The organism is Streptomyces milbemycinicus (genome assembly GCF_002154605.1).
GTDB lineage: Bacteria > Actinomycetota > Actinomycetes > Streptomycetales > Streptomycetaceae > Streptomyces > Streptomyces milbemycinicus.
The window spans coordinates 1-21911 of sequence record NZ_MUNE01000126.1; the positions used below are offsets into that span (position 1 = coordinate 1).

At 72.2% G+C, this 21911-nt stretch carries 18 protein-coding genes; 8 read left to right on the forward strand and 10 right to left on the reverse strand.

What is annotated here, in order from left to right:
- Positions 1–807 precede the first annotated feature (807 nt).
- Both CCN51_RS10825 and CCN51_RS10830 read right to left on the reverse strand, forming a co-directional pair.
- Positions 808–990 carry a DUF397 domain-containing protein gene (locus CCN51_RS10825; protein WP_014175395.1) on the reverse strand — a complete coding sequence of 61 codons (183 nt, stop codon included), beginning with the start codon at positions 988–990 and terminating at the stop codon, positions 808–810.
- On the reverse strand, positions 987–1808 hold the full coding sequence (locus CCN51_RS10830) for a helix-turn-helix domain-containing protein (protein WP_043486514.1): 822 nt from the start codon (positions 1806–1808) through the stop codon (positions 987–989). Before CCN51_RS10830 ends, CCN51_RS10825 begins: the two co-directional genes overlap by 4 nt.
- Positions 1809–2048: 240 nt before the next feature.
- On the opposite strand from CCN51_RS10830, the gene CCN51_RS10835 reads away from it, so the two are divergent.
- Positions 2049–2342 (forward strand): ATP-binding protein, encoded by a 294-nt coding sequence (locus tag CCN51_RS10835; RefSeq protein ID WP_014175393.1) that lies wholly within the window; start codon positions 2049–2051, stop codon positions 2340–2342.
- 29 nt (positions 2343–2371) lie between these two features.
- Here the strand turns inward: CCN51_RS10835 and CCN51_RS59175 are convergent, their stop codons facing one another.
- The 3 genes from CCN51_RS59175 to CCN51_RS10850 form a co-directional block, all read right to left on the reverse strand.
- Positions 2372–5371, reverse strand: a complete 3000-nt coding sequence (locus CCN51_RS59175; RefSeq protein ID WP_274383650.1) for a helix-turn-helix transcriptional regulator — start codon at positions 5369–5371, stop codon at positions 2372–2374.
- 79 nt (positions 5372–5450) lie between these two features.
- Positions 5451–5804 (reverse strand): DUF4333 domain-containing protein, encoded by a 354-nt coding sequence (locus CCN51_RS10845; protein ID WP_014175391.1) that lies wholly within the window; start codon positions 5802–5804, stop codon positions 5451–5453.
- Between the two features lie 80 nt (positions 5805–5884).
- Positions 5885–6865, reverse strand: a complete 981-nt coding sequence (locus CCN51_RS10850) for an NADPH:quinone reductase (protein WP_014175390.1) — start codon at positions 6863–6865, stop codon at positions 5885–5887.
- Between the two features lie 163 nt (positions 6866–7028).
- Here CCN51_RS10850 and CCN51_RS10855 point away from each other — a divergent pair, with 163 nt between their 5' ends.
- From CCN51_RS10855 to CCN51_RS10880, 6 genes are all read left to right on the forward strand, one after another.
- Positions 7029–7862, forward strand: a complete 834-nt coding sequence (locus CCN51_RS10855; protein ID WP_014175388.1) for a M55 family metallopeptidase — start codon at positions 7029–7031, stop codon at positions 7860–7862.
- Entirely contained in the window at positions 7855–9207 is a 1353-nt protein-coding gene (locus tag CCN51_RS10860; RefSeq protein ID WP_014175387.1) for a M20/M25/M40 family metallo-hydrolase, read from the forward strand. Before CCN51_RS10855 ends, CCN51_RS10860 begins: the two co-directional genes overlap by 8 nt.
- 113 nt (positions 9208–9320) lie before the next feature.
- Complete coding sequence (locus CCN51_RS57195) at positions 9321–11531, forward strand: S9 family peptidase (protein WP_238545344.1); 2211 nt, start codon at positions 9321–9323, stop codon at positions 11529–11531.
- Positions 11532–11573: 42 nt separating this feature from the next.
- Positions 11574–12332 (forward strand): 4'-phosphopantetheinyl transferase family protein, encoded by a 759-nt coding sequence (locus CCN51_RS10870; protein ID WP_014175385.1) that lies wholly within the window; start codon positions 11574–11576, stop codon positions 12330–12332.
- A gap of 42 nt (positions 12333–12374) precedes the next feature.
- Positions 12375–12920 carry a GNAT family N-acetyltransferase gene (locus CCN51_RS10875; RefSeq protein WP_014175384.1) on the forward strand — a complete coding sequence of 182 codons (546 nt, stop codon included), beginning with the start codon at positions 12375–12377 and terminating at the stop codon, positions 12918–12920.
- 93 nt (positions 12921–13013) lie between these two features.
- Positions 13014–15185: a DUF5107 domain-containing protein gene (locus tag CCN51_RS10880; protein ID WP_086859489.1), complete on the forward strand. Its 2172-nt coding sequence runs from the start codon at positions 13014–13016 to the stop codon at positions 15183–15185.
- Between the two features lie 9 nt (positions 15186–15194).
- Here the strand turns inward: CCN51_RS10880 and CCN51_RS10885 are convergent, their stop codons facing one another.
- From CCN51_RS10885 to CCN51_RS10895, 3 genes are all read right to left on the reverse strand, one after another.
- On the reverse strand, positions 15195–15554 hold the full coding sequence (locus CCN51_RS10885; protein ID WP_043486511.1) for a VOC family protein: 360 nt from the start codon (positions 15552–15554) through the stop codon (positions 15195–15197).
- Between the two features lie 98 nt (positions 15555–15652).
- Positions 15653–16495 carry a class I SAM-dependent methyltransferase gene (locus CCN51_RS10890; RefSeq protein ID WP_014175381.1) on the reverse strand — a complete coding sequence of 281 codons (843 nt, stop codon included), beginning with the start codon at positions 16493–16495 and terminating at the stop codon, positions 15653–15655.
- A gap of 111 nt (positions 16496–16606) precedes the next feature.
- Positions 16607–16990 (reverse strand): DUF2795 domain-containing protein, encoded by a 384-nt coding sequence (locus tag CCN51_RS10895; RefSeq protein ID WP_043486509.1) that lies wholly within the window; start codon positions 16988–16990, stop codon positions 16607–16609.
- 284 nt (positions 16991–17274) lie between these two features.
- Here CCN51_RS10895 and CCN51_RS10900 point away from each other — a divergent pair, with 284 nt between their 5' ends.
- On the forward strand, positions 17275–17865 hold the full coding sequence (locus tag CCN51_RS10900) for a TIGR03086 family metal-binding protein (RefSeq protein WP_014175379.1): 591 nt from the start codon (positions 17275–17277) through the stop codon (positions 17863–17865).
- Between the two features lie 85 nt (positions 17866–17950).
- On the opposite strand, the gene CCN51_RS10905 is transcribed toward CCN51_RS10900, so the two are convergent.
- Together CCN51_RS10905 and CCN51_RS10910 are read right to left on the reverse strand one after the other, a co-directional pair.
- The gene (locus CCN51_RS10905; protein WP_014175378.1) at positions 17951–20050 is read right to left on the reverse strand and encodes a catalase; all 2100 of its coding nucleotides are present in this window, start codon (positions 20048–20050) and stop codon (positions 17951–17953) included.
- The gene (locus CCN51_RS10910; protein ID WP_043486507.1) at positions 20047–21882 is read right to left on the reverse strand and encodes a thiamine pyrophosphate-requiring protein; all 1836 of its coding nucleotides are present in this window, start codon (positions 21880–21882) and stop codon (positions 20047–20049) included. Before CCN51_RS10910 ends, CCN51_RS10905 begins: the two co-directional genes overlap by 4 nt.
- Between the last annotated feature and the right edge of the window lie 29 nt (positions 21883–21911).

Genomic DNA, 21911 nt, shown 5'->3' on the forward strand with positions numbered 1-21911 from the left:
GTCTCGCGGCATTCGGTTCGGGCGGGTGCGGGTTTCGTCTCGGACCCTCCGGGTCCAAAGCGCCGGCGAGAAGGGGGAAGGGGGGCGGCTGGCCCGGCGTCCCTATTCCTCGGCCCGGCAGGCGGCTGGGCTCAAAGAGGCTCCGCTGCGCTCCGCCGCAGCTGCTGCCGCGCGGTGGCCAGGCAAGGGGACCAGCGGTGCGCTGGACCGGGGGCTCGGGAGCGCGACGTACGGGCCAGCGCCGTTGCATCGGCATGGTCCGGTTGCCGCGTGCGGGCATCGTCTCGCGCCTTCGGCGCACAGCGGCCAGCAGCGGGAAGGGGCGGGGGCGGCCGGAGGCTTCGTCGCCGTCCAGCCCACCGGCTCGCGAGCGGGGGGACGGCGGTTGGGCGCCCGAAGCGGTGGAGGCCGGTCCGGTTGGGGCTCTCCCCCCACCTGCTCTCAAAAAAGTGCTTGCTCTGCATCAAGTACTGCATCAAGTGCTTTTCTGAGAGCAGGTGGGTGGAGAGGCGATCCCGTCCCCCGCTGCTTGCCCATCCGTCGCGCTCCCGGGCTCCGGTCCAGCGGACCGCTGGACTGACTGCTTGGCCACTGCGCGGCAGCAGCTGCGGCGGAGCGCAGCGGAGCCTCTTTGAGCCCAGCCGCCCGCCGGGCCGAGGAATCGGGGCACCAGGCCGGCCGCACCCCTTCCCCCTTCTCGCTGGCGCTTTGGACCCGGAGGGTCCGAGACGAAAGCCGCACTCGCGTGAGCCGAATGCCGCGAGATGGCGCATAGGCCCGGGCGAAGCGAAGCGCAGCCCGCCCCGCCTACCGGTAGCGGGTGGCGAAGGCGAGGAAGTCCGCCCACGCGTCGGCGGGTATGTGGAGGTTCGGCCCGTCCGGGACCTTCGAGTCCCGGACGTGGACGGTGGCGGGAGTGGTGGCGACCTCGACGCACTGGCCCCCGCTGGAGTCGCTGTAGGTGCTCTTGAACCATACGAGTCTGCTCATAGCTCACCCATCAACTGCTCGATGAAGCTTACGGATTCGTCCGGCCCGAGGGCCTGGGACCTGATCATGGCATAGCGGCGGGCCAGAACACCTACCTCATCTGGCTTGGACAACAGGATGCTCCTGCCGTTGCTCTCCATGTAGGCCATGGACGTCTCGTCGGGCGTCTCCAGTAGCGTCATCGGCCCTTGCAGGCCCGCGTGTCCGGCTCGGCTCATCGGCAGGACCTGGATGACGACGTTGGGCCGCGCCGCGCATTCGAGGAGGTACGCGTACTGCTGGCCCATGACCTCTGGTCCACCGATCAGTCGGCGTAGCGCTGCCTCTTCGAGGATGACGTTGACCACTGCTGCTGGTTTGCGGTCGAGGAGCGCCTTGCGGTCCATGCGGGCCGCGACCAGCAGATCGACCTCTTCCTCGTCAAACGGAGGAAATGCGCACCCCAGCACCTCCCGTGCGTACTGCGGTGTCTGCAGAAGCCCATCAATCAGCTGTGGGCAGTACGACGACACACTCAGCGCATCCTGCTCCAATTGCACGAAGCCCTGGAAGTGCACCGGATACCGCTCCAGCCGCAAAAACGTGATAGCCGAGCGCAGCAACCCGTTCGCGTCCAGTGCCTTCTCGGCCGCTTCGATGAACTCGTCCGTCGGCGGCTTCGCACACGTCTCCACCGCGCTCACCGCTGACCCTGTGTAGTGCATCAGCTCGCCCAGCTCCTCCTGCGTCAACCCCGCATGCTCGCGCAGAATCCGCAGCACAGCCGCGAAGTACTGCATGGTCGGCGGTGCGGAGTCCTTCTTCTTGGGCGTTGCCATCCCATCCACCCCCTCAACGCGGCTCAACGCCGATCAACCCCCGTTCGACAGGAGTTGTCGGCAGCCGCAGTCGACGTTCTGTTACTGGTGACGTTAGTCACCTGCACTGACAGTGTGGGCATGAACGCACAAAGTCACGACGTAAACCCTCGCCATGGCTGGAAGCAGAGGTTTACACCCGTCCCGCTCTCTGTCCATCGCGCTCGCCAGACGGCCGCGGCCGTTCTCTGTGCGTGGAGGGTGGAGCCCGGCCCCGCGCAGGTCGCGTTGCTCGTGCTGTCGGAGCTGGCGGCCAACGCGGTGCGGCATGGCCGCGTACCGGGGAGGTACTACGAGGTACGTATCGCCTACGACGCCGAGAAGCTGATCGGCATCGAGGTGTCGGACCCGGGCGAGGGGTTGCCGGTCCTCGCCGATGCGACGCCGGATGCCGAGTCCGGGCGCGGGCTGGCGATCGTGGCTGCGTTCGCCGAGGCGTGGGGGGTGCGGGAGCGGGTGGTCGGGAAGACCGTCTGGGCTCGGGTCCGTCTCTAGCGGAGCGTCCTACGCAGGCGAGCGGAGTGTCACTCCTCGAAGGCCCCCAGCCGGTGCGCGATGGCCGCGGCCTCCCCTCGGCCTGAAGCGCCCAGCTTGGCCATGATGTTGGAGACATGCACGCTCGCCGTCTTCGGTGAGATGAACAGCTCCTCCGCGATCTGCCGGTTGCTCCGCCCGGCGGCGACCAGCCGCAGCACGTCCCGCTCCCGGGCGGTCAGGCCCAGCGCCGCCGCCGGGGTCGGGGGCGGGGCCGTCTCCTCGTCGGCATGCCGCAGCGGGATCCGGGCGCGGCCGGCCAGCGTGGTGATCTCCGTCTCGAGTGGCGCTGCGCCCAGCTCGCGCGCTACCGCCTCGGCCTGCCGCAACAGCTCACCGGCCGTTTCGCGGGACTCAGGCAGGCGCTGGGTGGTAATCAGGGCCTCCGCGAGTCGCAACCGGGCGGTGGCCAGCAGCAGCGGGGCCTCCAGCTGCTCGGTGGCGGCGACGGCCTCCCGCCAGTGGGCGGTGGCGTCCCGGCCCTCGGTGGTGAGCAGCTCGGCCTGGATCATCAGGGCCTGCGCGGCCCACAGCGGTACGAATTGGGGCTGGTCTTCCATCGCCTTGCGGATCCGCTCCACCGCCGCCTCGCGCCCCGGCTCGGCCACCGCGAGCCCACGGGCCCGCGCCTCCGCCGCCGCGGCCTCGTACAACAGGGGCCAGCCGTAGCGGTGATGGCCGAAGGGGATGGCCTCGCCGACCGCCGTCTCCAGCAGGGAGCGGACGTCGAGAATCCGGCCGTCGGCGGCCGCCAGCGCGATGGCCATGCGGCCCATGGCCAGGGTGTGCTGTGGCTCCGGGTAAGGGCCGGTGGTGCTGCTGTCGGCCTCCTCCATCCGGCGCCGGGCTTCGTCGTACGCACCCCGGGCCAGAGCCAGTTCGGCCCTCCGCTCGGCGATCAGCGCCCGCATGCGGACGCTCACCCCACGGCGGCCGAGGGCCCGCTCGACGACTTCGTCGGCGTCGGCCCAGCGGCCGAGGTGGATGAGGGATTCGGCGAGGTTGCCGTCGATGTACGAGGCGGTGTTCGGCAGCCCGTGCCGCTCGGCCAGGCCACTGCCCTCCTCGGCGGTCTCGACGGCCTCTGCGTAGCGTCCGAGGCCGTGCAGCGCAGTGGCCAGGTTGCCGTAGCCGCGCAGCAGGACGTTGGCGTTGCCCGGCTCCAGGTCCCGGGCGCACACGTCGCGGGCCCGCTCGAGCCCGGCCTCGACGTTGCCCGAGTGGATGGTGAGCCAGGCCAGGGTGTGCTGGGCTGCGAGTCCGGTGATGTCGGCGCCCGTTATCCGGCAGAGCTCCACCGCCTGTTCCGCGGTCTCGAGGGCGCTCGGCGCCGGCTGGTGCACGACGTACCAGTGCGCCGCATACGTCAGTACCTCGGCGTGTACGACGGACGGCGGCAGGCTTTTGACCAGCTTCTGGGCCTGGGAGATCTCGTCCCAGCCGTCGGAGCGGGACAGGTCTCGCACCAGGTGGTACCGCTCCATCCAGAACCAGGCCGCCCGCAGGGGGTCGCCCTCCAGCTCGCGCAGCGCCCGCTTGCCGAGGGCGAGCGCCCGCTCCCGCTCGCTCGCGAGGCGCGCGGCGACGCTGATCGCGGCGAGCAGGTCCACGAAGTCGCCGGGCATGTCCGGGTAGATGGCCGGCGCCAGCCCGTTCTCGATGCCCTGCCGCATCGTCTCGCGGCGCAGCTCCTCGGGGACGTCGTCCCACAGCTCCATTGCCCGCTCCAGCAGCTGGTGCTGCTCGGCGAACGCGTGCCGGCCGCGGGCGGCGGCCGCCGCGGCGATCACGGCGGGCAGCGCTCTGGCGGGGTCGCGGGCGTCGAACCAGTAGCCGGCCAGCCGCCCGGCCCGCTCCTCGGACCGTACGAGCGTGGGGTCGGCCTCCAGCGCCTCGGCGTAGCGGCGGCTGAGCCGGGAGCGCTCGCTCGGCAGCAGGTCGCCGGTCACCGCCTCGCGCATCAGGGCGTGCCGGAAGCGGAAGGACTCGCCCTCCTCGGAAGGCTGCAGGACGGCGGCGCCCACAGCGGTACGCAGGGTCTCGATCAGCTCGTCCTCGGCGAGGCGCGTGACAGTGGCCAGCAGCCGGAATTCCACCTCGGAGCCGCCCTCGGCGGCGATCCGCACCACGCGCTGCACCTCGTCCGGCAGCGCCTCGACGCGGACCAGCAAGAGGTCGCGAAGGGAGTCGCTGATGCCGCCCGGTGAGCCTTCGAGGATGCTGCAGGCCAGCTCCTCGACGAAGAACGCATTGCCCTCGGAGCGTTCGAAGACCCGGTCCAGCAGCTGCTCAGGCGGGGCCTCGCCGCGGATGGCGGCGAGCTGGCGGCGGACCTCGGTGCGTTCGAAGCGGGGCAGTTCGAGGCGGGTGACGGTGCGCAGCCGCTCGTACTCGGCGAGGGCGGGGCGCAGCGGGTGGCGGCGGTGCAGGTCGTCGGCGCGGTAGGTGGCGACGATGAGCAGGCGGCTGTGGGTGAGGGCGCGCAGCAGATAGCTGAGCAGCTCGCGGGTGGAGCGGTCGGCCCAGTGCAGGTCCTCCAGGGCCAGAACGAGGGTCCGGTCCGCGGCGAGGTGCTCGAGGAGGCGGACGGTGAGCTCGAAGAGCCGGGCACGGCCCTCGGTTTCGGGGCGTCCCCGGTCCATCTCGCCGAGCTCGGGCAGCAGCCGGGCGAGCTCGCCTTCCTGGCCGGCGATGGCGGCGTCAAGCTCCGCGCCGAGCCGGCGGCGCAGGGAGCGCAGGGCGGTCGAGACGGGGTGGTAGGGCAGGGCGTCGGCGCCGGTTTCCACGCAGCCGCCCAGGGCGACGACGGCCCCGTCCGTGGCGGCCCGGCCGAGGAATTCCTGCATCAGCCGGGTCTTGCCGACGCCGGCCTCGCCGCCAACAAAGAGGGCGCGGGGCTCCCCGGCGTTCGCCCGGGACAGGGCCTCGTCGAGCGCCGTGAGCTCGGCGCTGCGGCCTACGAAAACAGGGCTTATGTGACTGCTGTGCACGGTGCCGAGCATCGCATGTCGTACGAGGTGAGGGACAGCGGTCCCGCCGCCGGCAGGGGTCCAAGCGTTGGCGTGGTGGTCAGCTCGGGGCCGGGGTGGGCGTGTTGTCGGCCTTGACGTCGAAGTTGATCTTGTTGCCGTCGACGCCGGTCACCGTGACCGTGACGCCCAGGGTGCTGCCGTCGTCCGCCGTGAGCTTGCACCGGGTGGTCGTGTCGACCTTGCCCTCGAGGTCCTCGGGGCAGGTGATGTTCGGCTTGGCCTGGCCGGTCCTGGCGGCGAGCTTTTCGGCGACTGTGGTGGCCAGCTTGTCCGAGGATAGTTTCGGCGTGGACTTTTCGACCTTGACCTCGGCCGAGCAGCCGACGAGCAGCGCGCCGGCCGCTACAGCCGTGAGGAGCGATGTTGTTGCGGACAACCGGATGAGGGGCATGGTGGAACTCCGGTCTGGGTGATCATGACAAGAAGACACGGGAAGCATAGTTGGCGGCGTGCCCCGGGCAGGGAAGGGGGTCAGTGAGGGATGGTGACGAGCACCCGGCCGCGGGCGCCGCTGTCGACGCGCTCGTGGGCCTGCGCGATGGCCGGGAGCGGGTATCGGTCGCCGACGTCGACCGTGAGGGCGCCGACGGCGGCCGCGGCGGTGAGGTCGCGGGCCGCCTGCCGTTTGGCTTCAGCAGGGAAATCGTCGCTGCCCAGCAGGCGCAAGGTGATGTTGTTGAACAGCAGCGGCCAGAAGGGGAGTTCGGTCCGGTCGGCGTGGGTGCCGTAGGCGGCGATGACGGCGTCGGGCGCCGCCACGGCGTTGTCGAGGTCGGCGTTTGCGGAGAGCGACACCTCGATGATGCGGTGTACCCCTTCGGGTGCGTACGAGCGGATCGCGCCCGCCGGGTCGTCGCCGTCGAGGGCGACGGCGTGGGAGACGACGGCCGGGTCGACGCGGCCGAGGTCGCTGCCGCGACGTACGGTGCCGAGGACGGTGGCGCCCGCCCAGTGGGCGAGCTGGGCGGCCAGGGAGCCGACACCGCCGAGGACGCCGTGGACGAGCACGAGCCTGCCCTCCACGGGGCCGTCGGCGAAGAGCGCGCGGTGGGCGGTGATCCCGGGAATGCCGAGGCTCGCGCCGAGTTCGTCGCCGACGTGGTCGGGCAGGGGAACGGCCTGCCGGTCGGGCACGACCGTGAACTGGGCGGCGGTGCCGGAGGGCCGGTACGACTGGGCGCCGTACACCCACACCCGCTGCCCGATCCGGCGCGCGTCGACCCCGTCCCCGACGGCGTCGACGACACCGGCGGCATCGCTGTGCGGGATCACGCGCTGGTACGGCATGGACGAACCGAGCCAGCCACGTCGCTTCTTCGTGTCCCCGGGGTTGACGCCGGACACGGCGACGCGGACGCGGACCTCGCCGGGGCCGGGCCGGGGGTCGGGCAGATCGCCGACGTGCAACACGTCAGCGGCCGGGCCTTGTGCGTCGTACCAGGACGCCAGCATGGGTTCCTCCGATGTCTTTCACGGGTTCTCGGGCTCCTCCAGGAACCGGAAGGCGCCTGCGCACTACCGCCTGCGCATCGATATTCGCATCGAAACGACGTAAGCGCGCGACCCGGCTCGGCCTTGTAGCCGGTCGCCCCCTCGGCGCGTAACGTGACGGGGCATGAAGATCCTCATCAGCGCCGATATGGAGGGCGCCACGGGTGTGACCTGGCCCGCGGACGTGCTGCCCGGCACGCCACAGTGGGAGCGCTGCCGCCGTCTCTTCACCTCCGACGTGAGCGCGGCGGTCACCGGCTTCTTCGACGGGGGCGCCGACGAGGTGCTGATCAACGAGGCGCACTGGACCATGCGCAATCTGCTGCTGGAGGAGCTGGACGAGCGGGCCGTCATGCTCACGGGCAAGCACAAGAGCCTGAGCATGGTCGAGGGCGTGCAGCACGGCGACGTGGACGGGATCGCGTTCGTCGGCTATCACACCGGCGCCGGGACCGAGGGTGTGCTCGCGCACACCTATCTCGCCAACTCCATCACCGGTGTGTGGGTGGACGGTGTGCCCGCGAGCGAGGGGCGGCTCAACTCGCTGGTCGTCGCCGAGTACGGGGTGCCGGTGGTGCTGGTCACCGGGGACGACCGGACGTGTGAGGACGCCAAGGGGTACGCGCCCGGGGCGCGGTCGGTCGCGGTGAAGGACTACGTGTCGCGGTACGCGGCGGTGTGCCGCACCCCGGCCCGTACGGCGGCGGACATCCGGGCGGCGGCCCGGGAGGCGGCGCCGCTGGCGGTGCGTCATGAGCCGGTGCAGACCGGACCGTTCACCGTGGAGCTGGAATTCGACGCGGAACACCTCGTGGGGGCGGCCACCGTCGTACCGGGGGTGGAGCGCAGCGGGGTGCGGCGGGTGGCGTACACCTCGCCGACCATGTACGAGGGCATCCGCTGCTTCAAGGCGGTCACCACGCTCGTATCGGCCGCGGTGGAGGAGCAGTATGGCTGAGCTGGAGGTGCCCGAGGTGATAGATGCGCGGGCGCTGGAGGAGGTGGTGCGGTTCACCTCCGAGCTGATCCGTATCGACACCACCAACCGCGGCGGCGGCGACTGCGCCGAGCGCCCCGCCGCCGAGTACGTCGCGGAGCGGCTGGGCGAGGTGGACATCGACACCACCTTGCTGGAGCGGGACCCGGGGCGTACGAACGTCGTCGCGCGGATCGCGGGCACCGACCCGTCGGCCCCCGCGCTGCTGGTCCACGGCCACCTGGACGTGGTGCCCGCCGAGCCCGCCGACTGGAGTGTGCACCCCTTCTCGGGGGATGTGCGCGACGGCGTGGTGTGGGGCCGGGGCGCCATCGACATGAAGAACATGGACGCGATGGTGCTCGCGGCCGTCCGCGCCTGGGCCCGCGCGGGGGTGCGCCCGCGCCGCGACATCGTGCTGGCCTTCACCGCGGACGAGGAGGACAGCGCGGAGGCGGGTTCCGGCTTTCTCGCCGATGAGCACCCCGAGCTGTTCGAGGGCTGCACGGAGGGCATCAGCGAATCGGGCGCCTTCACCTTCCACGCCGGGTCCGGGATACGGCTTTACCCCATCGCGGCGGGGGAGCGCGGTACGGCCTGGCTGAAGCTCACCGCCCGGGGCACGGCCGGACACGGCTCGAAGGTCAACCGCGACAACGCGGTCAGCCGGCTGGCCGCCGCCGTGGCGCGCATCGGCGAACACCGCTGGCCGGTGCGGCTGACGCCGACCGTGAAGGCCGCGCTGACCGAGATCGCGGCGCTGCGCGGGGTCAAGGCCGATGTGGACGAGGCCGACTTCGAGGCCGACTTCGACGTCGACGCGCTGCTGGCCGAGCTGGGGCCCGCCGCGGCCCTCATCGAGCCGACGGTCCGCAACAGCGCCAACCCGACGGTCATGGAGGCCGGTTACAAGGTCAACGTCATCCCCGGAAGCGCCACGGCGTATGTGGACGGCCGGATCGTGCCGGGCGGCGAGGAGGAGTTCCACACCACCTTGGACCGGCTCACCGGGCCCGACGTCGACTGGGAGTTCCACCACCGGTCGCCGGCCCTTCAGGCCCCGCCCGACAGCCCGGTCTTCGCGGCCATGCGGACCGCGGTCCAACACTTCGACCCGGGCGGCCACGCCGTGCCGTACTGCATGTCCGGCGGCACGGACGCCAAGCAGTTCTCCCGGCTCGGCATCGTCGGATACGGCTTCTCGCCGCTGCGGCTGCCCGAGGGCTTCGACTACCAGGCGCTCTACCACGCCGTGGACGAGCGGGTGCCGGTCGACGCGCTGCACTTCGGCGTCCGGGTGCTCGACCACTTCCTGCGGAGGGCCTGAGACAGGTCGACGAGGGAATTGCGGTGAGTTTGCGACGGCGACACGCCGAAGCGACGGCGTGTCGCTGTCTCAAACTCACCACAAAATCACTGGCATTGGGGTTAGGTGACGGGATGGGTGACGGAATGGGTGACAGCACGGTGGCCACGACCCCCTACGGCGCTTGGCGGTCCCCGGTCGACGCCGCGCTCGCCGCGTCGCACGGCGGCCGCCCGGAGTACGTGGGCACGGTCGGCGACGAGGTGTGGTGGACCGCGCCGCGACCCGACGAGGGCGGCCGCCACACGCTGATGCGGCGCCGGCCCGGCGGCCCCGAGGCCGGCGCGCTGCCCGCGCCGTGGAACGTACGCAGCAGGGTCATAGAATACGGCGGGCTGCCGTGGGCCGCCGTGCCCCGCCCGGCGGGCGGCCCGCTCGTCGTCTTCGTCCACTTCGCCGACCAGCGGCTGTACGTGTACGAGCCGGACGACCCGACCGGCGCCCCGCCGCGCCCGCTGACCCCGGTGTCGGACGTCGGCGGCGGGCTGCGCTGGGCGGATCTGCGGCTGCACGCCGACCGCGGCGAGGTGTGGGGCGTGCTGGAGGAGTTCACCGGCGAGGGGCCGACCGACGTACGCCGCGTGATCGCCGCGGTGCCGCTGGACGGCTCGGCGGCTGATGACCGTACGGCGGTGCGCGAGCTCACCGACGACCGGCACCGCTTCGTCACCGGGCCCCAGCTCTCCCCGGACGGGCGGCGGGTGGCCTGGATCGCCTGGGACCATCCGCGGATGCCGTGGGACGGCACGGCGTTGATGGTGGCCCGGGTGGCGGAGGACGGCACGTTCGCGGGGGCCCGCGCGGTGCTCGGCGGGCCGGGCGAGTCGGTCGCCCAGGCCGAATGGGCCGCCGACGGCACGCTGCTCGTGGCCGCCGATCGCACGGGCTGGTGGAATCTGCACCGGCTCGACCCGGGTGAGGTATGCGCCGACACGGCCTCGGGGGCCGGAGGCGGCGCGCCCCTCGCCGGAGGCGGAGGCGCGAGCCCGGCGGGCGGCACGGGCGGACGCCCCGAGGCCGGCGCGGCCCCCGGCACCGATGCGACTCCCGGCGTCGGCGCGGCCCTCGACGCCGACGCCGCTCCGGGCACCGACGGGGGAGCGGGGGAGGCACGGCCGGTCGTACTCTGCCCACGCGAGGAGGAGTTCGGCGGGCCGCTGTGGAGGCTCGGCAGGCGCTGGTTCGCGCCGCTGCCCGGCGGGCTGATCGCCGTCGTGCACGGGCGGGGCGCCGCCCGGCTCGGCATCCTCGATCCGCGCAGCGGCGAGCTGGTCGACGCGCCGGGCCGCTGGACCGAGTGGGAGGCGACGCTCGCGGTGGCCGACAGCCGGGTGGTCGGCGTCGCCGCGAGCGCGCACAGCTCGTACGAGGTGGTCGAGCTGGACACCCGCACCGGCTACGCCCGGGTCATCGGCGCGGCGCACACCGACCCCGTCGACCCGGCCTACTACCCGCAGCCGGTCGAGCGCACCTTCCCCGGGCCGGACGGCCGGGAGGTCCACGCGCACATCTATCCCCCGCACAACCCCGACCACACCGCGCCCGAGGGCGAGGCGCCGCCGTACGTGGTGTGGGCGCACGGCGGCCCGACCGACCGCACCCCGCTCGTACTCGACCTGGAGATCGCGTACTTCACCTCGCGCGGCATCGGCGTCGCCGAGGTCAACTACGGCGGCTCGACGGGCTACGGCCGCGCCTACCGGGACCGGCTGTGCGAGCAGTGGGGCGTGGTGGACGTCGAGGACTGCGCGGCCGTCGCCGAGGCGCTGGCCGAGGAGGGGAGCGCGGACCGGGCCCGGCTCGCCATCCGGGGCGGCAGCGCGGGCGGCTGGACCGCGGCCGCCTCGCTCGTCACCACCAAGCTGTACGCGTGCGCCACGATCAAATATCCGGTCCTCGACCTCACGGAGTGGACCGACGACGGGACGCACGACTTCGAGTCGCGCTATATGGAGTCGCTGATCGGGCCGCTCGCCGAGGTCCCCGACCGCTACCGCGACCGCTCCCCGGCGTACCGCGCCGACCGGGTCACCTCGCCCTTCCTGCTGCTGCAGGGCCTGGACGACCGGGTCTGCCCGCCCGTGCAGTGCGAGCGCTTCCTGACGGCGGTCGCCGGGCGCGGTGTCCCGCACGCGTATCTCACCTTCGAGGGCGAGGGCCACGGCTTCCGCCGGGCGGACACCATGATCCGCGCCGTTGAGGCCGAACTCGGCCTGTACGCAAGGGCGTTCGGCCTGACTCCGCCCGGCATTCCGGCCCTGGAGCTGGCCGACTCAACCTCGTAGTGTGATCCGAGCCCGCCTCACCGACCCACCTGGAGGAGCGAGTTGACATCCCCAAGTGCGCCGCGCGTCGTCGGCCGCGATCCGCTGCCCGCCGCCGTGGCCGGAGCGTGGCCGCCCGGCGCGCCCGAGACCTGGCTGCTCAGCGTCTCCCGGTACATCTCCGCCATGGACCAGGGCGCGCCCGGCAAGATCCTCGACGCCGAGGAGCGGGAGCGCGCCGCGAAGTTCGTACGGACCGAGGACCAGCAGCGGTACACGGCCGCGCATGTGGGGCTGCGGGAACTGCTCGGCGGCTACCTGGACATGGAGCCCGCGGCGGTGCCGTTCACCCGGGAGGACTGCCCCGGCTGCGGCGGGCCCCACGGCCGCCCCGCCGTCGTCGGCACGCCGCTGCACTTCAACATGTCGCACGCCGGCGATCTGGTGCTGGTCGCCTTCGCGGGCTCGCCGATCGGCGCCGATGTGGAGAAGGTGCAGCCCGTCTCCGTCGTGGACCAGGTCGCCCAGAGCCTGCACCCCACCGAGCGCGCCGAACTGGCCGCGCTCGCCGCCGCCGACCGCCCCGCCGCCTTCGCGCGCTGCTGGACGCGTAAGGAGGCGTATCTCAAGGGCATCGGCACCGGTCTGTCCCAGGACCCGGCGATCAGTTACGTCGGCACGGGAGAGGAGTCGGTGCCGGTCGGCCCCTGGACACTGACCGACCTTCCCACCGGCCACCTCGCCTCGGTCGCCGCCGACTCCGACTCTGCCGATGGACCTGGGTACGCGGCGGCGTACGCGCTGCTGGAGCAGGCTCCCTAGGGTTGCTGGACGGGCACCGGCCCGACGGGCTTAGATGTGCGGATGCCCGACACGCCGTACGTAGCCGTGGGACCCCGCGTGGCCATCCGCCACACCGAGCGGACCGACCGCGCGGAGTTCACCCGGCTCGCCCGCACCAGCGCCGCCCTCCACCACCCGTGGCTGACCGCGCCCTCCACCGACGAAGCCTTCGACACCTTCATGACGAAGCTGGAGCGGGACGACCACGAGGGGTTCCTGGTCTGCCTGCCCGAGACCGGCGCGATCGCCGGTTTCATCAACATCAACAGCATCGTCCGCGGCGCCTTCCAGTGCGGCTTCGTCGGCTACGGGGCCTTCGCGCCCCACGCCGGGCACGGCTATGTCTCCGAAGGGCTCGGGCTCGTGCTGGGCCATGCCTTCGGGACGCTCGCGCTGCACCGCATCGAGGTCAACATCCAGCCGGGCAACGAGGCGTCCCTGGCGCTGGTGAAGCGGTACGGCTTCCGGCTCGAGGGCTTCTCGCCCGACTACCTCCACATCAACGGCGCGTGGCGTGACCACGAGCGCTACGCCATCACCAGCGACATGTTCGAAGCGCTGCGCTGACGCTCTGTTCAGGTCGGCCGCGCCGTTGTTCCATGGTCACCGGACGGTCGCCGCAGCCGGGGGCGACCCAAGGCAGTCGGAGTGAGGCAGCCCGTGGCGACGAGCCTGCGACGTACCACCCTGACCCTTCCCACCGCCCCGCTCGGGCCCGAGAACCCCCTGCCCGCGCTGCGGCTCCCGCGCGAGGTGCACCGCATCGACGAGCCCACGCGCGCCACACTGCCCGCCGATATGGCCCGCCAGGCCGCGTACGAGCCGCTGAGCTCGGTGCTGCCGGTGCGGCTGCGCGACGGGTACGGGCGCGGGCGGGCCGCCGCCGGGCTCGACGCCCTCGTCCTCGAGAACGACCGGCTGCGGGCCACCGTGCTGCCCGGTCTCGGCGGCCGGGTGCACTCCCTCCACCACAAGCCGACCGGCCGTGAACTCCTCTACCGCAACCCGGTGCTGCAACCCGCCGACTTCGGCCTCAGCGGCGCCTGGTTCTCCGGCGGCATCGAGTGGAACATCGGCGCCACCGGCCACACCACCCTGGCCTGCGCCCCGCTGCACGCCGCCCGCGTCCCCGCGCCCGACGGCGGCGAGATGGTGCGGCTGTGGGAGTGGGAGCGGCTGCGCGACCTGCCCTTCCAGGTCGACCTGTGGCTGCCCGAGGACTCCGACTTCCTGTATGTGGGGGTGCGGATCCGCAACCCTCACCACCAGCCCGCGCCCGTCTACTGGTGGTCCAACATCGCCGTCCCGGAGGCGGCGGGCACCCGCGTCCTCGCCCCCGCCGACGCCGCCTGGCACTTCGGCTACAGCCGCACCCTGCGCCACGTCCCCGTCCCCGAGTGGGACGGCACCGACCGTACGTACCCGCTGCACGGCGACTACCCCGCCGACTACTTCTACGACCTGCCCGCGGACGCGCGCCCCTGGATCGCCTCGCTCGACCGGGAGGGCCATGGCCTCGTCCAGACCTCCACCGACCAGCTGCGCGGCCGCAAGCTCTTCCTGTGGGGTGCGGGGCCCGGCGGGCGGCGCTGGCAGGGGTGGCTGACCGAGCCAGACACCCCCGGCTACGCCGAGATCCAGGCCGGGCTCGCCCGCACCCAGCTGGAACATGTCCGGCTGGAGGCGGGGGAGGAGTTCGCCTGGCTGGAGGCGTACGGACCGCTGGCCGCCGACCCGGCGGCGGTCCACGGCGCGGATTGGGCGGCGGCCCGGCGGGAGGTCGAGGCCCGGCTGGAGTCCGCCGCGCCACGCGCCGCCGTGGCGGCGGCCTACGCCGCCTGGCGCCCGTACGCCGACGCCGAACCCGGCGAGCGGCTGGCCACCGGCTCCGGCTGGGGCGCGCTCGAGGTGGAGCGCGGCGGCTACCGGCTGCCCGGCACCCCCTTCCACCCGGACACCCTCGGCGAGCCCCAGGAGCCGTGGCGCCGCCTGCTGCGCACCGGCGCGTTTCCTGCCTGGGCGGCGGGCGAATCCCCGGCCGACCCCGGCTGCTCCCTGACCGCCCCGGCCTGGCGCGACCTCCTGGAGTCGGCGCCCGCCACGGCCGCCGCCGAATACCACCTGGGCGTCGCCCAGTGGCACGCGGGCGACCGCGCCCAGGCCACCCGCAGCTGGGAGCGGTCGCTGCGGTGTACGGAGACGCCGTGGGCGCTGCGCTGTCTGGCCGTCGCCGACACCGCTGCCGGTCACCCGGCGCGCGCTGCGGATCGGCTGCTGCGGGCGGTGGGCCTGATCCTCGCGGAGGGCCGGGACCGGGCTCCAGCCCTCGCGGGAGCGCAGGATGCGCGGGCGGCAGTCGGCCACGCGCTCGGCGGGGCGGCGCTCGCGGATCCGGCCGTGACGGATCCCGTCGCGACGGATCCCGTCGCGACGGATCCCGTCGCGACGGAGGCGGCCGCGACGGAGGCGGCCGAGGCCGCGCTCGGCCGCGAGTCGGTGGCCGCGCTGCTCGCCGTGGGGCGTGCCGAGGACGCCCGTACGGTGCTCGACGCGCTGCGGCCCGCCGTCCGCAAGCGTGGCCGCTTCCGGCTGCTCATGGCCCAGGTGCTGCTGGCTCAGGGCGATGCCGTGGCCGCGCGGGCGATCTTCGACGGGGGCTTCGAGGTGGCGGATCTGCGCGAGGGCGACGAAACGCTCAGCGACACCTGGTACGCGATCGCGGAGCGGATCGTCGCGGGCGACGGGGAGCCGGTGACCGACGACGTACGGGAGCGGGCGCGCGCCGAGCACCCGCTCCCGGAGCGGTACGAGTTCCGGATGCGGCCGGCCTAGCGGCGGCTGTCAGGCGGCTTGGCCGGGGTTCCGGTCGACGTACTCGAAGACCGAGCCGTCGGGGTGACGGGCCACCAGGTTGCGGCCGATGGGGGTGGGCAGCGGACCGGCGATGATCTCCGCGCCCACCGCCTTCAGATCGGCCACCGCCTCGTCCACGTCCGTCACCGCGAGCGTCGCCGTGACCTTGCGGAGGATGGACAGCTCCGCCTCGGGACCGCTCATCAGGAAGAAGCAGCCGACGGCCGCCACCGCGACACCCCCGCGCTGGAAGCGCAGCGCCTCGGCGCCGGTCAGCCGTTCGTACACGGCGATCGCCGCGTCCAGATCATCGACGCACACCCGTAGCGAGGTCCCGAGAATGTCCATACGAGCGAGCCTAGTTGACGAGGCGCCGGGCGTCATACGTGGCGTGAGCCCGCGCGCCGCGCGTGTTATCGGGTGCCGTGCGGGCGTCGTACGGGGGCTCAGACGCGGCAGATGAGCTCACCGTGCAGGACGGTGAACCAGCCGTCCTCCGCCGCGCCCCACTCCCGCCACGCGTCCGCGATCCGCCGCAGATCGTCCTCCGTGGCGTGGCCGACCTCCAGCGCCCGCTGGGCGTACGACGAGGCGACGGTGCGGTCGGCCCACAGGCCGCTCCACCACGCCCGCTCCTCGGCCGTGGCGTAACACCATGTGCCGGCGGTCGAGGTGATATCGGTGAAGCCCGCCTGGCGGGCCCAGGACAGCAGCCTGCGCCCGGCGTCCGGTTCGCCGCCGTTGGCGCGGGCCACCCGCTGGTACAGGGCCAACCAGTCGTCCAGGCCGGGGGCGGCCGGGTACCACGTCATGGCGGAGTAGTCGGAGTCGCGTACCGCCACGATGCCGCCCGGCTTGCACACCCGGCGCATCTCGCGCAGCGCGGCCACCGGGTCGCCGAGGTGCTGCAGCACCTGATGGGCATGGACGACGCAGAACGAATCGTCGGGATAGTCCAGCTTGTGGACGTCGCCGACTGCGAAGCGGGCATTGGACACTCCGCGCTCCGCGGCCACCGACCGGGCCTGCTCCAGGACATCGGGTGCGGTGTCCACCCCGATGACCTCGCCCTGGGGGACCAGCTCGGCCAGGTCGGCGGTGATGGTGCCGGGGCCGCAGCCGATGTCCAGGATCCGCATATGGGGCTTGAGCAGTCCGGTCAGATACGCGGCGGAGTTGGCCGCGGTGCGCCAGGTGTGCGAGCGCAGCACCGACTCGTGGTGTCCGTGCGTGTAGACGACGGTGGCGGTAGCGGCGGCGGCGGTGGCTGGGCTGGTGTTGTCGGGCATGGCTCGGCTCCCCTTCGAGACGACCTGATGGACTGTCGTCACCGTACGCCGCTATCTCGTATGGCGAGAGAGGCGTCTCATCATTCGGCCGAAGGGGGCCTGTCCCGGGTGCTACGTCCTGAGGCGCAGGCCGAGCCCGGAGACGACCTCTTGCACCGTGCGGTACGTGCGGTCCTCGGGCAGCTGTGCCACCAGCTCGGTCAGCCGGTCGGGGGCATGCGCCTCGTGCAGGGCGTGCAGCAGGGCCCCGCGCTTGGCCGGGAACGGGGTGCGCCCCACATGGCGGGCCAGTTCGAACCGCAGCGCCTCGGACTCGCCGAGGCCACCGATGGGTGGCACCGGGCCCGTGGTGACCTCGGGGTCGTCGTCGGCGCCGGGCTCGGGGTCGTGCCACTCGTCGACGCGGGTGGGGCGGCCCGAGCGCATCAGCTCCTGCAGCTCGTGCTTCAGCTCGTCGTCCTTGTGGGCGCTCATTCGGTTGCTGCCTCGTTGCATGGCATCGTCCTCGTCCTCGTCTTCGCTTCCGGTCCTCCCCGTGTCCTCACCGCGTACCCTCCGCGCGGCCATCGACACGACGTTTGACCGCGCCCGGGGGAGGGGACCCGGTGGTCGGCCGAGCGGCCATTTGGGAGTGAGGAGCGGCATCGGGTGCGGGAGTTCAGGGGCCCGCGCCCGATGCCGTGTCCGTTCCTTCTGCGTGTCCGTGGCGGGGTGCGGTTGCCGTGTTAGGCCCTGCGGGCCAGGGGTACCTGTCGCATATGACCGATAAGCCGACGAACATGGCTGAGCGGTCCGGCCGCGGCAATCCGCTGCTCGCCAGGCACGGTGAGGCGCTGGACCTCTTCACCGAGCGGGTGCACGCCATCCGGCCGGACCAGTGGGACGAGCCGACGCCGTGCAGCGAGTGGACCGTACGCGATCTGGTCAACCATCTGGCGGTCGAGCAGATGTGGGTGCCGCCGCTGGTACGGGAGGGCCGGACGATCGCCGAGCAGGGCGACAGCCTCGAGGGCGATCTGCTGGGCGATGACCCCGTCGCCGCCTGGGACGAGGCGGCCACCGCGGCCCGTGAGGCGTTCACCGCCCCGGGGGCCCTGGAGCGGACGGTCGAGCTCTCCTTCGGTGAGACCCCCGCCGCGGAGTACTGCGCGGAGATCACGATCGACGCCGCGGTCCATGCGTGGGACCTGGCCCGGGCCATCGGGGCGGACGAGCGGATCCCGAAGCCGCTGGTCGACTTCTCGGTGCGGGCGGTGGCGCCGTACGCGGCGGAGCTGGAGAAGAGCGGGATGTTCGCCGCAGCCGTCGAGCCCCCGTCGGGTGCCGACGCCCAGACCAGGCTGCTCGCGCTCCTCGGCCGCGAGGCCTGAATAGGCCTGAAAACACGCAGGAACACAGGACAGGAACACGGGCACCGCGCCCGAGGCGCGGTGCCCGTGTTCCGTACAACCGTGCTCAGCAGGTGGGCAGCCGGGGGCGGTCCCAGTGCCGGTGGGCGGCGATGGCCTCGGTGAAGGTCCGGGTGAACTCCTCGCTCGCCGTCCCGGTCGTGGCGTCCGTGACCACACCCCGGTCCGCGCACACATGCCCATGGCCCGAGGCGATGTGCAGGCCCTCCGGCTCCAGCGCGGACAGGATGCCCACGCCCGAGCCCAGCGCCCCGATCGCCTTGCCGTGCCGGTAGGCGTCCCGGACGAACCGCATCGCCGTCTCGTCCGACCTCAGCTCCGGGGTGCCGGTCGGCCCGCCGGGCAGCAGCACCGCGTCGTAGAGCACCGAGGCGACCGTCGGCAGCGCCCGGTCCACCGCATAGCCGTTCCCGTCGGCGCCGCGCACCTTCCCGTCGTGGTCGGCCAGGGCCTCGACGACGGCGCCCTGCGCGCTCAGCGCTTCCTGGGCCTGGGTGAGCTGTTCGGTGTCCACCCCGTCGGTGACCAGCACCGCGATCTGGCGGGTGCGGATGGAGCCGTCGCCGCGCAGGTTCTCCAGGCTGAGCGCGGGGGAGGCCACGGGCTTGTGCTCGGTGTTCACCGGGGCGGGGGGCGCCACCCCGATGCCCTCGGCCACGGCCGTGGCCAGGGTCTGGTCGATATGCGCCAGCTCGCCGACCGTACGCTCACGCACCTCCACCGCGCCGACCTTGCCCAGCTCGAAGCGGAACGCGTCGACGATGTGCCGCCGCTCCCAGTCGCTCATGCTGTTCCAGAACAGCGCGGCCTGGCTGTAGAAGTCCTTGAAGCTCTCGCTGCGCTTGCGGATCTTGGCGCCGTCGACCCGCTCGGCGTAGTGCGAGAACGCGTATCCGTCCGGGCCGGCGATAGCGGGGCAGCCGCCGCCCAGCGAGTTCGGGGAGTAGCTCGTCCCGCTGTGGATGGCGCTCTGGTGGTAGCCGTCGCGCTGGTTGGTGCGGACCGGGGCCACCGGCTGGTTGACCGGGAGCTGCGCGAAGTTGGGCCCGCCCAGCCGGATCAGCTGGGTGTCCAGATACGAGAAGTTACGGGCCTGCAGCAGCGGGTCGTTGGTGAAGTCGATACCGGGCACCACATTGCCGGTGTGGAAGGCCACCTGCTCGGTTTCGGCGAAGAAATTCTCCGGGTTGCGGTTCAGCACCATGTGGCCGATGGGCCGGACCGGCACCTGCTCCTCCGGAATGATCTTTGTGGCGTCGAGCAGATCGAAGTCGAAGGTGAACTCGTCCTCCTCCGGGACCAGCTGCACCCCCAGCTCGTACTCCGGGTACTCGCCCGCCTCGATCGCCTGCCACAGATCGCGCCGGTTGAAGTCCGCGTCCCGGCCCTGGCACTCCTGCGCCTCGTCCCAGACCAGCGAGTGCACCCCGAGCTTGGGCTTCCAGTGGAACTTCACAAAGGTCCCCCGGCCCCGCGCGTCCACGAACCGGAAGGTGTGCACCCCGAACCCCTGCATCATGCGGAAGCTGCGCGGGATGGCCCGGTCGGACATCAGCCACATCATCATGTGCATGGTCTCGGGCTGCAGGGACACGAAGTCCCACAGCGTGTCGTGGGCGGACGCGCCGGTGGGGATCTCGTTCTGCGGTTCGGGCTTGAGCGCGTGCACGAAGTCCGGGAACTTGATGCCGTCCTGGATGAAGAACACCGGCATGTTGTTGCCGACCAGGTCGTAGTTGCCTTCGGAGGTGTAGAACTTCGTGGCGAAGCCGCGCACATCGCGCACCGTGTCCGACGAGCCGCGCGGCCCCTGCACCGTCGAGAACCGGACGAACACCGGAGTGCTCACGGACGGGTCCTGGAGGAAGGCGGCCCGGGTGAACTCCGCACAGGACTCGTACGGCTCGAAGTATCCGTACGCGCCCGCGCCCCGTGCGTGCACCACCCGCTCCGGGATCCGCTCATGGTCGAAGTGCATGAGCTTTTCGCGGAAGTGGAAGTCCTCCATCAGCGTCGGGCCGCGCTCACCCACGGTGAGCGAGTCGTCGGTGTGGTCGACCGCCACCCCCTGGTCCGTGGTCAGCGGCCCCTCGGCGGGGTCGGCGGCGCGGTACATCTCGCGCTGCCGTTCCTTTCGATCGGTCATCGGGACGCTCCCTTCTCCTCGTTCTTCCCGCCGCGGTGGTCGCGGTGGTGCCGGTGCGGCAGGAACTCCTGCACCTTCGCCTTCAGCCCGTGGCGCACCATGCCCGCCCGGTCCGCGTCGCCCTTGGCGATCGACTCGACGGTGGCCTCCAGCTGCTCCCAGGTCGCATGCGGCGGGATCGGCGGCACATCGGGGTCGGTCAGGAACTCGACCACCGCCGGGCCGTCGGCGTTCAGCGCGTCGTGCCACGCCTGCTCCACGTACTCGGGCTTCTCCACCCGGATGCCGGTCAGCCCCAGCGACTCGGCGAACCGCGCGTACCGCACATCCGGGATCGCTTGCGAGGGCAGGAACTGCGGGGCGCCGCTCATCGCCCGCATCTCCCAGGTCACCTGGTTCAGATCGTGGTTGTTCCACACCGCGATCACCAGCCGGGGGTCGTCCCACGCATGCCGGTACTTGGCCGCCGTGATCAGCTCGGCCATGCCGTTCATCTGCATCGCGCCGTCCCCGACCAGCGCCACCACCGGCCGGTCGGGCCGGGCGAACTTCGCGCCGATCGCGTACGGGACCCCCGAGCCCATGGTGGCCAGCGTGCCGGACAGCGAGCCGCGCATCTGGCCGCGCATCCGCAGATGGCGGGCGTACCAGTTGGCCACCGAGCCCGAGTCGCAGGTGAGGATGGCGTCCCCGGGCAGCAGCGGGTCCAGGCAGTGGGCGACGTACTCGGGGTTGATCGGATGGGCGGTCAGCTCGGCGCGCCGCCGCATCACCTCCCGCCACCGCCGCACCCCCGCGACGATATCGTCCTGCCACGCGTGGTCCTCCCTGGACCGCAGCAGCGGCATCAGCCGCAGCAGGGTCTCGCGGGCGTCGCCGACCAGGTTGACCTCGTACGGGTAGCGCATGCCGATCATGTGCGGATCGAGGTCGATCTGCACGGCCCGGACCTGACCGAACTCCGGCAGGAACTGGGTGTACGGGAAGCTGGAGCCGATCGTCAGCAGCGTGTCGCAGTCCCGCATCAGCTCGTACGAGGGGCGGGTGCCCAGCAGCCCGATGGGGCCGGTGACATACGGCAGTTCGTCGCTCAGCACATCGAGGCCGAGCAGCGCCTTGGCCACCCCCGCGCCCAGCAGCTCGGCGATCGCCTCGGCCTCCGCCCGCGCCCCCGCCGCGCCCTGTCCGACCAGGATCGCCACCCGCTCACCGGCGTTGAGCACATCCGCGGCCCGCTCCACCGCGCTCGCGGAGGGCACCGCGGACCAGCCGCTGCGGTCCAGGCTGGAGGGCACCATCTTGAAGTCGTGGGTGGGCGGGGAGTAGTCCAGCTCCTGGACGTCCGCCGGGATGATCACGGCGGTGGGGGAGCGGCGGGCGTACGCGGTGCGGATCGCCCGGTCGAGCACGTTCGGCAGCTGCTCGGGGACCGTCACCGTCTCCAGGAAGTCGGACGCGACGTCCTTGAACAGATTGTGCAGGTCCACCTCCTGTTGGTACGAGCCGCCCATCGCGCTGCGGTACGTCTGGCCGACCAGCGCCACCACTGGCGCGTGGTCGAGCTTCGCGTCGTACAGGCCGTTCAGCAGGTGGATCGCGCCGGGGCCCGATGTCGCCGCGCAGACCCCGAGCCGCCCGCTGAACTTGGCGTACCCGACGGCCTCGAACGCCGCCATCTCCTCGTGCCGCGCCTGTACGAACCGCGGCTCGTTGTCGGCCCGTCCCCATGCGGCGAGCAGGCCGTTGATCCCGTCGCCCGGGTAGCCGAAGACATGCCGGACACCCCACTCGCGCAGCCGGGCGAGCACGTAGTCGGCCACTTTTTCGGTCATGGTGGTCACTCCTGCACTTCTGCGCTTTT

Bases quoted from the DNA above. Each gene is read 5' to 3' on its own strand.
- CCN51_RS10830 (WP_043486514.1), bottom strand. From the start codon at position 1,808: ATGGCAACGCCCAAGAAGAAGGACTCCGCACCGCCGACCATGCAGTAC.
- CCN51_RS10850 (WP_014175390.1), bottom strand. From the start codon at position 6,865: ATGCTGGCGTCCTGGTACGACGCACAAGGCCCGGCCGCTGACGTGTTG.
- CCN51_RS10825 (WP_014175395.1), bottom strand. From the start codon at position 990: ATGAGCAGACTCGTATGGTTCAAGAGCACCTACAGCGACTCCAGCGGG.
- CCN51_RS10905 (WP_014175378.1), bottom strand. From the start codon at position 20,050: ATGACCGATCGAAAGGAACGGCAGCGCGAGATGTACCGCGCCGCCGAC.
- CCN51_RS10890 (WP_014175381.1), bottom strand. From the start codon at position 16,495: ATGCCCGACAACACCAGCCCAGCCACCGCCGCCGCCGCTACCGCCACC.
- CCN51_RS10875 (WP_014175384.1), top strand. From the start codon at position 12,375: ATGCCCGACACGCCGTACGTAGCCGTGGGACCCCGCGTGGCCATCCGC.
- CCN51_RS10900 (WP_014175379.1), top strand. From the start codon at position 17,275: ATGGCTGAGCGGTCCGGCCGCGGCAATCCGCTGCTCGCCAGGCACGGT.
- CCN51_RS10895 (WP_043486509.1), bottom strand. From the start codon at position 16,990: ATGCAACGAGGCAGCAACCGAATGAGCGCCCACAAGGACGACGAGCTG.
- CCN51_RS10860 (WP_014175387.1), top strand. From the start codon at position 7,855: ATGGCTGAGCTGGAGGTGCCCGAGGTGATAGATGCGCGGGCGCTGGAG.
- CCN51_RS10885 (WP_043486511.1), bottom strand. From the start codon at position 15,554: ATGGACATTCTCGGGACCTCGCTACGGGTGTGCGTCGATGATCTGGAC.
- CCN51_RS57195 (WP_238545344.1), top strand. From the start codon at position 9,321: ATGGGTGACGGAATGGGTGACAGCACGGTGGCCACGACCCCCTACGGC.
- CCN51_RS10855 (WP_014175388.1), top strand. From the start codon at position 7,029: ATGAAGATCCTCATCAGCGCCGATATGGAGGGCGCCACGGGTGTGACC.
- CCN51_RS10845 (WP_014175391.1), bottom strand. From the start codon at position 5,804: ATGCCCCTCATCCGGTTGTCCGCAACAACATCGCTCCTCACGGCTGTA.
- CCN51_RS10910 (WP_043486507.1), bottom strand. From the start codon at position 21,882: ATGACCGAAAAAGTGGCCGACTACGTGCTCGCCCGGCTGCGCGAGTGG.